Source organism: Bacillus sp. FSL E2-8887, assembly GCF_038007205.1.
Taxonomy (GTDB): Bacteria; Bacillota; Bacilli; order Bacillales; family Bacillaceae_G; genus Bacillus_A; species Bacillus_A mycoides.
On sequence record NZ_JBBOWS010000001.1, the window covers coordinates 4,682,159 to 4,696,694 of the forward strand.

The following is a 14,536-nucleotide window of genomic DNA, read 5'->3' on the forward strand; positions in this document are numbered from 1 at the left end:
TCCTACAAAGATTCAGTTATTTTAAATGTAGCATAAATCCTATAGAAAAGCGAGAGCTATAGAATCGCTCTCGCTTTTCTTCTATTACATGAACATCATTGCGAATAACGGTCCAAGCAAACATGTCAAAATTGCTGTTAATGTCATTGTTACCGATCCAATAACACCTTCATGCTCATTATTTTTCATCGCTCTCATAACACCCATAATATGAGACGCACATCCAAAGCCAATCCCTTTACCAACTGAGTTTGTAACACGGCTCCATTTTAATAAAATTGGTCCTGAAATCGTTCCAGTAATCCCTGCGATAACGACGAATGCTGCTGTTAAGGACGGGACACCACCAACTTGTTCAGATACACTCATCGCAACTGGCATTGTCACTGATTTTGGTAAAGAAGATAAAATTAAGCTTTTATCTGTTCCCATAAGTGTGGCGATAGCAAAATCACTTGCAATAGCAACTGTTGTACCTACTAATACACCACCAGCAATTGGTACAACATATTTTTGCAGAACATGACGTTGTTTATACAGCGGGATTGCAAATGCTACAACACCTGGTCCTAGTAGCTTCGCAATCCAGCCACCACCACTTTCCATATAATTTTGATATGGTATATCAAGCATTATAAATAAGAAAGCCATTAATCCTGTTGCAACAAGCATTGGAATGGTAAATGGTGTTGGAAATAATTTGTAGATTTTTTTAGATAATTGATATAATAGCACCGTAAAAAGAACCCAACCGATTCCGATTAATATTTGGCTCATTGTGTCTCTTTTTCCTTTCTATTCGCAAGATATTGTCCTGTATGTCCTGCGACAATAATAATTAAAAACGTACTCGCTACAACTGTAATGAAAAGGGAAATTCCTTTACTCATAAAAAAAGCACCGTAATTCATTAAGCCAAGCGTTGGCGGAATTAATAAAAACGGCATAATAGCAACGAGTGTTTCTGCTCCTAAATCAAACCATTTCACTGGAAGTACTTTTAGGCTAAGCAAAACAAGTAGGAGGAACATCCCAATCAAACTTCCTGGAATCGGAAGATTCAACATTTCTTGCACCCAATTTCCAACCATATAAAATACATAAAGAGCAGCAATTTGGACAAGAATCTTTGTAAGTTTCATGTTCATCATCCCTCATGTTTATACGATCTTCTGTTAATATCCTTATCATAGTATAAATTGTAAAAACCTGCAATTTATCAAATCGACAACGAAAACCCACTATATTATACGCTTACACCCTTGATATGACTGCGTTTCCTAATGTGATTTACGTCAAAAACCTTGACCTAATATATGAAGTTTATATTTTCTGAATTTTGATGGTTATTATTTTAATAAAACAAAATCCTTCACTCCATTTTTATTCTGCCTTCTCTCTAGCACACATATATATATAAAGATAGGTGGTGAACGCATGTCTAAAAAAATTCTCATTTTTTGTGATCCTGGAATCGACGATGCGATAGCCCTCCTCCTCGCATTCCTTATCGATGAAATTGAAATTGTTGGGATTGTCGCTGATTACGGCAATGTTCCAAAAGAAATGGCCGTACAAAATGCTCATTTTCTTAAACAAAAATCAAGAAATAGAGATATGAAAATATTTGGTGGTTCAGACCGTCCTCTCAATGGAGGTCCACCCGCTTTTTTTACTAATATTCACGGTAAAGAAGGGTTAGGGCCAATCATCCCAAATGAAAAGTTACAAAACGGGGAAATGGAGAATTTTTTTGAAGTTATCCCTCTTATCGAGCAGTATAAAGACGAACTAATCATTGTAAGTTTAGGGCGACTCACTTCCCTAGCTGCTTTATTTATTTTATGTAAAAACTTAATGCAGCAAATTAAATCTTATTATGTAATGGGTGGTTCCTTTCTGCACCCAGGTAATGTAACTCCCGTATCAGAAGCGAATTTTTATGGCGATCCAATCGCGGCTAACATTGTATTACAATCTGCATCCAACATGTACATATACCCGTTAAATGTAACTCAGTATTCCATCGTTACACCTAATATGGCTGAATATATTGAGGCGAAAGGAAAGGCTTCTCTCGTCAAACCTCTATTCGATCATTACTACTATGGATATTACGAAAAAATTTTACCACAATTAAAAGGCTGCCCTTTTCATGACACGATACCGATATTAGCTTTACTTGATAATTCTATGTTTACCTACTACAAATCACCAATTACCGTCATGACCGAATCTTACGCTCAAGGAGCAAGCATCGGTGATTTCCGCTCTTTAGTAGGATCAAGCCCATTCACCAATCGGCCCTCGCAGCAAATTGCTATCGATTTTGATTATAATCTCTTCTTTAAATACTTCATGTCACTTATGACAGACGAACAATTTTAGCAAAAAAAAAACAGACCGTGATTTCTCACGGTCTGTCGTTATTTTCTACAATTATCGTTTGATGTTGTAGAAAGATTTGATACCATCGTAAACAGCGATTTCGCCTAGTTCGTCTTCGATGCGTAGTAATTGGTTGTACTTAGCAATACGGTCAGTACGGCTCATAGAATTTTTATAAAAACATGAGAAGAACAATATTATTTAACTTGTTTCTTCCTATTCATATATGATTGTATTACTTAGTTCGTAAACAACATTTATCACTTAACTTAAATCGTGTACAAACTAGTTTAATCATATTATAACTTGCATAACATAAAAAAACCAAGCCCCTCTATAAGTCCACTCTTCATTTTCACTAAAAAGAGCATATTAGACATACCAGTAACTTTCATGTCATATCATTATTAAATCTTTTGTTAATAAACTGCTGTCTTTTCTCTTCAAGTATTTCACAAATTTTGTCATCTATGTTTCTTAAGGACTCCTGAAATAATTTACTATGCTCATACTCAATTTCATCTATTCTATCATTAAAAGAACCATCATAATCCTCTGGATACCAAGTCACTCTTTTTTGATTCAATATAGTAGCCCTCGGTACCACTTCTCTCGAACCGATTTCATAATATTCACTTTCCGAGATATCATACCCTCTAGTCGTTATGCCTAACTTTTCAGCTATTCTAATCATTCTTTTAATATCATGTCTCGATTTCCCGTAATCCCATCTTAGGTTTGGTGTAATCAAAATATATTTGTTAACACTATTTGTAGTCGTATTTCCTATTTCCACACTGACGATTACCAATACATCAGCTATCCCACCCTCACCTGAGTTATCCCCTTTAAAATCTTTAAATGTTTTAAGAAAATAAACTTCAATATACTTCTTATAATCATAAACAGTAAATTCATCAATTAGTTTACTCAACAAACTTATAAATGCTCCTGTATACTTATAACAATCGATACTGTCATACATATATCTACTTGAATATATTTCATCCTTTTCATCAAACCAACTTCTTCTAATGCCAAATTTCAAAGAAACCCATTTAAGTAAATCTTGATTAAGTTTTGGAACGATTGCTTTTTCATCATCTATATCTGGATACTCAATATTAAACTTTTTATCAATAAAAGATGGTATTTGTGACCTGCTAACTCCATGATACTCAAAAATAGAATAAAATTTATTTGCTAATTCAATTAGCGGACTTTTTTTTTTCGACTCTTTTTTTTCATATACATGAGTTGTGTTATTTATTGTTACCGTTCCATCTGTTTGAATATTATTATTTCCATCTTGATATTTATTGTTTATTGGTTTGACCGAAGATTTTTTTTTTAAAAGGCTAATTATCCCACCTACTATAAATATCCCAATACCTGAAAATATCCATTCTTTATTTGCAATTATATAGTCCATTTTTCCCTCCACTATAATAATAAATAAATTTCACTGTAAAACTATGTATCTTCTATCCTTATTGTACCAAAAATCCATTAATTAGTTATGAAGTATTTATTTAACAATCATCCGCTATTAAGACGCTTCAATTTTAGATTGTTTATTTTCTTTCTTGGTTAATAAGATTTGAATCAAAGTATCTATTGCAACAAAAGTTACAAATACTTCCTTAATAACCGAAACAGGCTCTATAGGTAATACTTTTAAAAGGTCACTTTGTGAAAATGTTATAAAATTATATATTACATAAATTAAAATCATCAACACATAACTGTAAATTCTCGTATACAAGACTGTAGAGTATTTATCTAATACATCCTTAACTAACTTAGTCTTAAAGGTACTCATTACAAACTTCATAATACTGTTACCGAAGTAAGCAAAGGCTAAAACTGCAAAAACATTAACTAAATATATTATTCCACCAAGGTAAGGCTTAAAAAAAGAAAATACATTCGATAAATTTAAAACTACAGCAGTAGGAGAGACATAAAATACTATAAACATCATTATCGTAACGATTGGTGCTAAATAATACTGAACTAGCATGACTAATAAAATTGGAAAGCCAAGAACCTTTAACAACAAATCAATAAACCTATTTTTATTTTTCGAAAACAATATTGTTAAGCTTAGATATAAACAAAAATAACTCATCCCCCAACCCAATACCTTACTTGTTAAATCTGTTTCATTCTCAGTTAATCTAAAACTAAAATAGCCAAAAGATGCGAACATCAAAAATAAACTAATCATTATTGAACTCTTAAAATTCCCCTTCAAATTATATCTCCTCTCTATTAAAAAATAAGCTTCCATATATATAACTGCAAAAACTACACACTTAAAAAAAATAATCCAGCGTTTAGCATAATATAAAAATAAGTAAAATTAATATATATAATAATATTCCACTATAAAGAGACCAAACAATTTAACAAGCATGATTTTTTATTCAGAGTGCGGGGACAGATGTGCTTATACACTATTCGATTAATAAATCATACAAAAAGGTGATATGGAGCCCCATACCTTTTTTCTGTATATGGTAATTCATTTCATTCGACACTACTTTCCTGTTCCCTTACTGTTCTATAAAGAGTTGCCCTGCTTATCTTGGTTATCTCCTCAATCTCTTTAACTGTCATCTTATTCGTTGGTCTATTGTGAAATAACTCAAGGGCATACTGTAAACCTCTGTTATTTTCAGTGTATTTCTTAGGTCTCCCTTTATAGACACCTCTTTTCTTTGCTTCTTCAATGCCCTCTAATTGTCTTTCCTTAATCATATCAGCTTCAAACTCAGCTATTCCAGATAAAACAGTAATCATTAACTTACCAATTGCCGTACTTGTATCAATCTTATCTCCACCCATGTTCAAGACAATAAGGGCAACTCCTTTGCTGTTTAAGTATTCAATAGTATTTAAGGCATCCTTTGTACTTCTAGCAAATCTGTCTAACTTCGTAACAACAATAGTATCATCTTCTTTTACTTTCTCAAGGAGCAAGTTGAACTGCTCTCTATCTTCTTTCTTTCTTCCACTGACTTTCTCTTTAAAGATAGTGTCACATCCTGCTTCTTGCAGTTGTTTAATCTGTGCACTTAAATTTTGACCTGCTGATGACACACGAGCATAACCATATTTCATATAATTTTCACCCTTTCATTTTGATACATGTATATGAGACATCTATAACCTAAGTATATCAAGCACCTCGCAATGTATCAATAAGGTGTACTCAAATGACACTCAATAGGTATAAACCTACTTTAACTCAAACTTCTATGTTATTTTATGGATATTTATAATTTAATATATCCATTCTTCCTTACAAAACCTCACCAAAAGGTGAGGTTTTGTAAGGAAACAGTAAGATTTATAAAACTTTTTGAGTAAGAGATTAAAATAACTCTAACTTTCATAGACTCTAATTGTTATTTTTTTCAACTGAAACAGTTAAAGTTCCTACACGTTCATTCCCTTGCTCATATTCTGCTTTGTAGATAATGCCATTATGAGAATAAGAACGGGTTTTTTCTTTTAATATTATTCCATCGCCTAGGCCTAGATACTCTAGAGCAATTTGTTTCCTCTTTTCAAGTGTGAGGGATGGATCAGTTAGTTTGATTAAGTTAACAGAAGCTATAAGAACATCCGTATTTTTATCCACATTTTTCTTTTCTGTAGCTCCTATTACTACCGCATATACTACCTTGCCAGTATTCTCATCAGTATTTGCACTAACAAATAAAGCCCTACTAATTTGCCCATCATGACGAATACTAAATGCACTTGTTTTTTCTTCAATATCAGTAATAACACTTAAATTTCCATTTGTACTATCCAGGGAATTATACCACTGATTTTTAAACGTCTTCCAATCAATATTAAATATTGTGTTATTATCAGCAGGTTTTTCTGCTTTCTTTACTTCCGTTGTTTTTTCAGCATCTTCTTTTTCTACCTTTTGGTCTGTCTTAGAAGAACATCCTGCAAATATTAATCCAAACATTAATAAGATAATTCCCCATTTTTTCAGCATCCTCATATCCCCCTAAATAATAATTAGTAAAAATCCCCCAACTTCAATAATATATGATTTTTGCACGTAAAGTTATGTTAATTGAGAGAAGAATCTTACTTTTCACACGTGGCGTATTTTTAACATGAGTAGGAGCGTTGTACATAAAAATCCCATTTTATACAGTTAAAACCCCATTAACAAAAATGGGGTTCTACTTTATTACTTTGTGTTTGAAATGCTTGATTAGCATTATATGTTATATCTATGTTATATAAGGTTAATCGAAAATTCCAAAAACCACATTTTTCATTCGAAAGTATATCCATAGTATTCTTGTAATTCTTTGATTCGTTTTGCGTACAGTTTCTTAAAATATAAAGCATAATAACTTTCATCATACGTGAAATCATGTCTATTATTATGATATTTTACTTCTAGTTTTTTTGTTCCATAAATTTGTGCAACTGTCTCATTTAAAGTTATAATTTTTGTCTTTTCCTCCATGAAGTTATCTTCTCTTTTTTTTGCTTCTTTTACCACATAATTTTTTCTTTTCTTATGAAATGTATCTTCGTTCTCAGCTAGGAATATCTGTTCATCTTTCTTATATAGTTCAATAACATCTTTATTGTATTTTTCCAAATAACTAATTATTCTTTTTTCACTAGCCTTCAATATAATAGCATAGGTTTTATACCAATAACTTAAACCTAAAGTCACTCCATTTTCATCTTTTACTTTTGATAGTTTTTCCTCCCACTCTTCATAGTAATTACGAGATTTTTTAGTATTACTATATACACTTAGATACCATTCGTTTACATCATATTGTTTCATCAATTCTCTTCGTAAACTTACAATTTTCTTAACCGTATTTTCATGTAAATTAACTGTTATCCCTTCCTCTTTGACAAAACCTTTATATACAGGAAAATATTCAATAATTTTCGCTTTTTGCATCCTATTCAATGTACCCGCTAACTGGTTCTGTATTTTTTGTATATCATGTATAAAATCATTTAAGATCCGCTCTTCACCCTCACAAATAATATTATTATTTTTTAAATCTCTTAGATTTTGTTCTTTTATAAATTCACTATATTTTGCATGTAGCAATTCATACATTTTAGGTGTAATTAACCCAAAATCTAAGCTCCATTTACTTAATGTTTGAGCGGTTTCTACAATCAGCCCTTGCTCTAATACTGAAACAACCATGATATCCATATTTCTTGTGTATGGAATACTCCAAGCACCATTGCTAGTTCGATTATCTTCACGAACCGCAACCTCTTCTCTTTCCTCTCTTAAGATATATACAACTGAATTACCCTGTTTTTCTTTTTCAACCTGTTTATAATATTGATTTAAGGTTTTAATTAAAGCATCTTCTATTTTCTTATTAGTAAATTTTTTGTATTTTTCAAAGTGCCTTTTACATTGTTCTGACCCATATAATTCCACTGCTTCTTTTCTAGTAATTACTCTTTTTTTCAATTATAAATCCTCTTTCTTTTTTATACTTGTCCCATAGGTAAACCAAATCACCTACAATATTATTAAGTATATTATTATGAGTAATTTGGTTTACCTCTATCCTCCAGCTATGTACTTTTTATCACCATCCTTTGGAAAACTATCGTTTTCCAAAGCCTCGCCGAAAAAGTACCAAAACGGCTCAATCAAAACTATTTGTTTCACTCCCTTATCATCACAATTTAATAAAAAAAACACAAAATGACCTCCTTAATAAAAAGAGAGGAATTTTGTGTTTGGTTTGTTTCTTTTAATGTTGTATTTAATTTAATTTAATTTAATTTAATTAAATTTAATTAGTTCTTAATGTTTTTGGTTTTTTATAGTCACGTAAACCTGACTACAAATAATATTATATCATAAATTATAAAAAAAGTCAAAAAACATGCTATATAACTATTGACACCAAAACGATATTATGATAATACCCTCTGCTCGATTAAGAATATTTTCAACTAACCCTTAAAATATTTTTTAATATTATTTGTCTTGAACTACCAAGAATAGATTGGTGTAAAAGCAGGGCGTAGCCCACCGAACGAAGTGAGGTCTATGCGGAGCTACGTAGTAGCTACCGCAAGTATTTATAAATTCATTAACGGACTTGTCTTTGATGCCATTTCCAAAATATTCTCTGTTTCGATTCCTTGCAGATAACGCTTAGTTACTTGAATATTCTCATGTCCAGCTATCTTTGAACAACTATACAAATCAAGCCCATTTCTCAAGTTAGATTGGATAGCATAATGTCTTAATGTATGAGGAGAGCATCGGATATCTTCTCTAACATGAGCTTTTTCACCTGCACGCTTAACAATATTCTCAATTTGTACACCTGTTAATGGTTTACCACTTCGAGACAGAAAATAATTATCATGTTCTAATATTTTCTTTTTGAAATAAGCTTCTTTAATCCTTTCATAACGTATCATGTACTTTCTTAACATCAAACTAACAGGAACATAACGCCACTTACTACCTTTACCAAGTATCTTCATATTAGTATCATGAATCCAGCTTGATTGCAGGTTAATTAGCTCTGTCATTCTGATACCTGTATCAGCAAACATAGCAATTATAAGTTTGTTACGGGCATTTAAATATGTTTTAAAATCGTATGCTTCAATCATTTTTGCCACTTCTTTGTCTGTAAATGTTTTAATAACGGTTTTATCCTCTTTAAGTAATTTTTTCTTTGCTAAAATATTCAACGCTACATATTCTTCTGCCACCAAATACACATAAAAAGCTCGAAGCGATTTAATCATAGTATTAATGTAACTTGGTTTATTCCCTACCTCTAGTTGATACTGAATAAATTTTTTAATATGCAAAGAAGAAATATCTTCAATTTCAGATATCTCATGTTGTTCACTCAAATAGTTAATCAATTGAACAGCATTATAATTATACGTTTCAATTGTCCGAGGTGCATAATTCTTTATTTTTAAATCAAAAGTAAATTCCTTCAATAAATCCGTTATTAACATATAAAAAACCTCCTACTTATTGTGGATTACCACATATAAATAGGAGGTCAAAAGCAATAATTATTGTACGACTAAATTCATGTTTTTGTATCACATAATTCAAACCATACGCAATCGCTTTGTACGACTAAGTTCAGCCGTTTTTTATTTTCTACAATTATCGTTTGATATTGTAGAAAGATTGTAAACCATCGTAAACAGCGATTTCGCCTAGTTCGTCTTCGATGCGTAGTAATTGGTTGTACTTAGCAATACGGTCAGTACGGCTCATAGAACCAGTTTTGATTTGGCCAGCGTTAGTTGCAACTGCGATGTCAGCGATTGTAGCATCTTCAGTTTCACCAGAACGGTGAGATACAACTGCTGTGTAACCAGCACGTTTAGCCATTTCGATAGCTTCGAAAGTCTCAGTTAAAGTACCGATTTGGTTAACTTTAATTAAGATTGAGTTAGAGATACCTTTTTCGATACCTTCAGCAAGTTTTTGCGTGTTAGTTACGAATAAGTCGTCACCAACTAATTGTACTTTATCACCGATACGCTCAGTTAATAATTTGTGACCATCCCAGTCGTTTTCGTCTAAACCATCTTCAATAGAGATGATTGGGAAGTCTTTGCAAAGCTCTTCGTAGAAATCAACCATTTCTGCAGAAGTTAAGCCAGTACGGCCTTCGCCTGCAAGGTCATATTTACCAGTTTCTTTGTTGTAGAACTCAGAAGAAGCAACGTCCATTCCTAAGAATACGTTCTCGCCAGCTTTGTAACCAGCTTTTTCGATAGCTTCGATGATTACTTCTAATGCTTCACGGTTAGAACCAAGGTTTGGAGCGAATCCACCTTCGTCACCTACTGCAGTGTTAAGACCTTTGTCATGTAATACAGCTTTAAGTGCATGGAATACTTCAGCACCCATACGGATTGATTCTTTGAATGTTGGAGCACCAACTGGTAAGATCATGAACTCTTGGAAGTCAACGTTGTTATCAGCGTGAGAACCACCGTTGATGATGTTCATCATTGGAGTTGGTAATTGTTTTGCATTGAATCCACCAAGGTAACGGTATAATGGAAGACCTACGAAGTCAGCTGCTGCGTGAGCTACTGCCATAGATACACCAAGGATAGCGTTAGCGCCTAGTTTACCTTTGTTTGGAGTGCCATCTAATTCGATCATAGCACGGTCGATACCAGCTTGGTCAGTTACGTCGAAACCAACGATTTCTGGAGCAATTGCTTCGTTAACGTTGTTTACTGCGTTAAGAACACCTTTACCAAGGTAACGAGATTTGTCACCGTCACGTAATTCTACTGCTTCGTGCTCACCAGTAGATGCACCACTTGGTACGATAGCGCGTCCGAATGCGCCGCTTTCTGTGTAAACTTCTACTTCTACAGTTGGGTTACCACGAGAGTCAAGGACTTCGCGAGCATAAACATCAATAATTGTTGACATAATAAATTCTCTCCTTTTTATATAAGCAAATTATTTAATAATTGTTTTACCTGTCATTTCTTTCGGTTGTTCCACATTTAAAAGTGTAAGCATTGTTGGGGCGATATCTCCTAAAATACCACCTTCACGAAGCTCTACATCATTTTTTGTAACGATGAAAGGAACCGGGTTAGTTGTATGAGCTGTCATTGGTCCACCTTCAGCAGTTAACTCCTGATCGGCATTACCATGGTCAGCAGTAATAAGTGCTACACCATCTTTTGCAAGAATCGCTTCTACAACTTTTCCTAAACATTCGTCAGTTGCTTCTACTGCTTTAATTGTTGGTTCCATCATCCCAGAATGGCCAACCATATCACAGTTTGCAAAGTTAAGAATGATAACATCATGTTTATCATTTTCGATGTCATTTACTAAAGCGTCCGTTACTTCATAAATGCTCATTTCAGGTTTCAAGTCATATGTTGCAACCTTCGGTGAGTTAATTAAAATACGCTCTTCTCCTGGGAATTCAGCCTCACGACCACCGCTAAAGAAGAATGTAACGTGCGGATACTTTTCAGTTTCCGCGATGCGAAGTTGCTTTAATCCCGCTTGCGCAACAACTTCACCTAATGTGTTATCAAGGTTCATTGGCTTGAATGCCACGTAACCATCTACAGTTTCACTGAAATGTGTCATACAAACGAACTCAGGAATGTGAGGTACTTTTTCACCACGATCGAACTCACGGAAGTCTTCGTTTGTAAATACACGAGCAATTTGAATTGCACGGTCTGGACGGAAGTTATAGAAGATAACTGCATCATCATTATTGATTGTTGCAACTGGCGTGTCATCTTCGTTAACAATTACAGACGGCAATACGAATTCATCATGAATACCATTTGCATAAGAGTCTTCTACACACTCTTCTGCTGATTTATAAGTAGGGCCTTCACCATTCACCATAGCACGGTAACATTTTTCTACGCGATCCCAGCGCTTGTCACGGTCCATGGAGTAATAACGACCAGAGATAGTCGCGAATTGTCCTACTCCTGTTTCTTTAATTACTTCATTTGTTGCATCGATATAACCTTTTGCTGTTTGTGGTCCAACATCGCGGCCATCTAAGAATGCATGGATATATACTTTCTCCACGCCTTCTTTTGCTGCTAAGCGAAGAAGAGCAAACATATGGTTCATGTGACTGTGCACACCACCATCAGAAAGTAAACCGAATAAATGAAGAGCAGTACCTTTTTCTTTCACGCTTTTAATTGCATTTTGGAAAGTTTCGTTCTGATCGAACTCACCTTCACGAATTGCAACGTTTACGCGTGTTAAGCTTTGATATACGATGCGGCCAGCACCGATATTTAAGTGACCAACCTCTGAGTTACCCATTTGACCTGCTGGAAGACCTACTTCCTCACCAGAAGCTGTAAGCGTTGTGTGAGGGAATTTGTTCCAGTAACCATCAAAATTAGGTTTCTTAGCTTGTGCTACAGCATTCCCGTAAGTTTCTTCACGTAGTCCGAAACCATCAAGAATGATTAAAGCTGTTGGCTTTCTCATTTTACCGCCCCCAGAAGACCTAAGAACGAAGCAGGCTCTAAGCTAGCACCGCCAACTAAAGCGCCGTCGATGTCAGATTGTGCCATATACTCTTTAATGTTTTCTGGTTTTACGCTACCGCCGTATTGAATACGAACAGCTTCTGCAGCTTCTGGAGAAACAGCTTCTGCAACAACTTTACGGATGTGCGCACATACTTCATTTGCATCTGCAGAAGAAGAAGATTTACCTGTACCGATAGCCCAGATTGGCTCATAAGCGATAACAGTTACTTTAACTTGCTCTTCTGTTAAACCTGCAAGTGCTTTTGTTACTTGACCTGCTACTAGATCAAATGTTTTTCCGCTTTCGCGCTCTTCTAAAGTCTCACCACAACAAACGATTGGTGTTAAACCATGTTCAAATGCTGCAAGAGTCTTTTTGTTTACTGATTCGTCTGTTTCAGCAAACATTTCACGACGCTCAGAGTGGCCAAGTACTACGTAGCCTACTTTTAAGTCGCTAAGTGCTACTGGGCTAATTTCGCCAGTGAATGCACCATTTTTTTCGAAGTGCATGTTTTGTGCACCTACTTGTAAGTCAGTTCCTTCAGCCTTAGCTACTAAGCGCTCTAAGAATAGAGCTGGAGAGCAAACTACTGCATCAACAGCTGAAGCTGCTGGGATTTGACCTTTAACTTCCTCTACGAAGCTAACTGCTTCAGCTAGAGTTTTATTCATTTTCCAGTTACCTGCGATAATTGGTTTACGCATGCTTTGCACCGTCCTTTTTCTTTGGCTGCTACTTATTTGTCGTTAAGACAAACTACACCTGGAAGCTCTTTACCTTCCATGAATTCTAATGACGCACCGCCGCCAGTAGAAATGTGGCTCATTTTATCAGCCATACCGAATTTTTCAACAGCTGCTGCAGAGTCACCACCGCCGATAACAGAGTATGTACCTTCTGCATCTGCTAATGCTTGTCCTACTGCTTTTGTACCTTCTGCGAATGGAGTCATTTCGAATACACCCATTGGTCCATTCCATACAACAAGCTTAGAGTTTTTAATTACATCTGCATAAATTTCACGTGTTTTAGGACCGATGTCCACGCCTTCCCAAGTAGAAGGAATAGAGTCGATACCAACGATTTGAGTTGTTGCAGTTTCAGAGAATTCCTCAGTGATTACAACATCAACTGGCATGTAGAAGTTTACGCCTTTTTCTTTTGCAAGTTGCATAAATTCTTTAGCTAGTTCAACTTTGTCGTTTTCACATAGTGATTGACCAATTTCATGACCTAAAGCTTTAACGAATGTATAAGCAAGTCCGCCACCGATGATTAAGTTATCTACTTTATCTAATAGATGACGAATTACACCGATTTTATCTTTTACTTTCGCACCACCGATAATAGCTGTGAATGGACGTTCTGGGTTAGAAAGTGCTTTACCTAATACATCTAACTCTTTTTCCATTAATAATCCAGATACTGCTGGTAGGTAGTCTGCGATACCTGCTGTAGAAGCGTGAGCACGGTGAGCTGCACCGAATGCATCGTTTACGAAGATATCAGCAAGAGCTGCAAATTCTTTCGCAAGTTCTGCATCGTTCTTTTCTTCGCCCGCATAGAAACGTACGTTTTCAAGAACTAATACGTCGCCTTCGTTCATTGCTGCAACCATTTCTTGTGCAACTGGTCCGAATGCTTCGTCCGCTTTTTTAACATCTTTACCAAGAAGCTCGCCTAAACGTGCTGCTACTGGAGTAAGACGTAATTCTTCTACTGCTTGACCTTTTGGACGGCCTAAATGACTTGCTAAAATTACTTTCGCACCTTGCTCTACTAAATATTGAATTGTAGGAAGAGCTGCACGGATACGAGTTTCATCTGTAATTTTGCCTTCTTTCATAGGTACGTTGAAATCAACGCGGCAAAATACACGCTTACCTTTTAAATCTACGTCACGAATTGATTTTTTGTTCATTGGATTTCCCTCCGACTACTAGTTAGGATTGACAAAACCCATTCAAAAGCTTATCACATTTGCTTCTAAAACGAAAGAAGAGAGAGAGGGAACAAACCCTCTCCCTCGTTTTGTCATTGATTGCTTATATACTTAAG

The 14,536-nt window shown here is 34.8% G+C and carries 14 protein-coding genes and 1 pseudogene; 1 reads left to right on the top strand and 14 read right to left on the bottom strand.

All coding sequences use genetic code 11. From position 1 onward, the window contains the following. Positions 1 to 84 precede the first annotated feature (84 nt). Positions 85 to 777, bottom strand: a complete 693-nt coding sequence (locus tag NSQ08_RS24240; RefSeq protein ID WP_002129877.1) for an LrgB family protein — start codon at positions 775 to 777, stop codon at positions 85 to 87. After that, positions 774 to 1,151: a CidA/LrgA family holin-like protein gene (locus NSQ08_RS24245; protein WP_002016064.1), complete on the bottom strand. Its 378-nt coding sequence runs from the start codon at positions 1,149 to 1,151 to the stop codon at positions 774 to 776. Before NSQ08_RS24245 ends, NSQ08_RS24240 begins: the two co-directional genes overlap by 4 nt. Before the next feature lie 286 nt (positions 1,152 to 1,437). Here NSQ08_RS24245 and NSQ08_RS24250 point away from each other — a divergent pair, with 286 nt between their 5' ends. Then, entirely contained in the window at positions 1,438 to 2,388 is a 951-nt protein-coding gene (locus tag NSQ08_RS24250; RefSeq protein WP_340779322.1) for a nucleoside hydrolase, read from the top strand. 51 nt (positions 2,389 to 2,439) lie between these two features. Here the strand turns inward: NSQ08_RS24250 and NSQ08_RS24255 are convergent. The 12 genes and pseudogenes from NSQ08_RS24255 to NSQ08_RS24310 form a co-directional block, all read right to left on the bottom strand. Continuing rightward, positions 2,440 to 2,556, bottom strand: a pseudogene (locus NSQ08_RS24255) (hypothetical protein); the annotation flags it as partial. Positions 2,557 to 2,779: 223 nt separating this feature from the next. Next, entirely contained in the window at positions 2,780 to 3,820 is a 1,041-nt protein-coding gene (locus tag NSQ08_RS24260) for a hypothetical protein (protein ID WP_340779325.1), read from the bottom strand. A 117-nt stretch (positions 3,821 to 3,937) separates the two neighbouring features. Next, complete coding sequence (locus tag NSQ08_RS24265; protein ID WP_340779327.1) at positions 3,938 to 4,618, bottom strand: hypothetical protein; 681 nt, start codon at positions 4,616 to 4,618, stop codon at positions 3,938 to 3,940. Positions 4,619 to 4,920: 302 nt separating this feature from the next. Further along, on the bottom strand, positions 4,921 to 5,514 hold the full coding sequence (locus tag NSQ08_RS24270; protein WP_340779328.1) for a recombinase family protein: 594 nt from the start codon (positions 5,512 to 5,514) through the stop codon (positions 4,921 to 4,923). A gap of 280 nt (positions 5,515 to 5,794) precedes the next feature. Then, on the bottom strand, positions 5,795 to 6,409 hold the full coding sequence (locus NSQ08_RS24275) for a hypothetical protein (protein ID WP_340779330.1): 615 nt from the start codon (positions 6,407 to 6,409) through the stop codon (positions 5,795 to 5,797). Positions 6,410 to 6,697: 288 nt separating this feature from the next. Next, entirely contained in the window at positions 6,698 to 7,888 is a 1,191-nt protein-coding gene (locus NSQ08_RS24280) for a hypothetical protein (RefSeq protein ID WP_340779332.1), read from the bottom strand. A gap of 96 nt (positions 7,889 to 7,984) precedes the next feature. Continuing rightward, positions 7,985 to 8,125: a hypothetical protein gene (locus NSQ08_RS24285; protein ID WP_340779334.1), complete on the bottom strand. Its 141-nt coding sequence runs from the start codon at positions 8,123 to 8,125 to the stop codon at positions 7,985 to 7,987. A 386-nt stretch (positions 8,126 to 8,511) separates the two neighbouring features. After that, a complete protein-coding gene (locus NSQ08_RS24290) occupies positions 8,512 to 9,417 on the bottom strand; it encodes a tyrosine-type recombinase/integrase (protein WP_340779336.1) in 906 nt (301 codons plus the stop codon). A 157-nt stretch (positions 9,418 to 9,574) separates the two neighbouring features. Beyond that, positions 9,575 to 10,870 carry a phosphopyruvate hydratase gene (gene eno, locus NSQ08_RS24295; protein WP_340779338.1) on the bottom strand — a complete coding sequence of 432 codons (1,296 nt, stop codon included), beginning with the start codon at positions 10,868 to 10,870 and terminating at the stop codon, positions 9,575 to 9,577. Positions 10,871 to 10,900: 30 nt separating this feature from the next. Next, on the bottom strand, positions 10,901 to 12,430 hold the full coding sequence (gpmI, locus tag NSQ08_RS24300) for a 2,3-bisphosphoglycerate-independent phosphoglycerate mutase (protein ID WP_002129880.1): 1,530 nt from the start codon (positions 12,428 to 12,430) through the stop codon (positions 10,901 to 10,903). Further along, entirely contained in the window at positions 12,427 to 13,182 is a 756-nt protein-coding gene (gene tpiA / locus NSQ08_RS24305) for a triose-phosphate isomerase (protein WP_002159914.1), read from the bottom strand. The genes gpmI and tpiA overlap by 4 nt, the downstream gene beginning before the upstream one ends. Before the next feature lie 32 nt (positions 13,183 to 13,214). Next, complete coding sequence (locus tag NSQ08_RS24310) at positions 13,215 to 14,399, bottom strand: phosphoglycerate kinase (protein WP_340779345.1); 1,185 nt, start codon at positions 14,397 to 14,399, stop codon at positions 13,215 to 13,217. Positions 14,400 to 14,536: the final 137 nt, after the last annotated feature.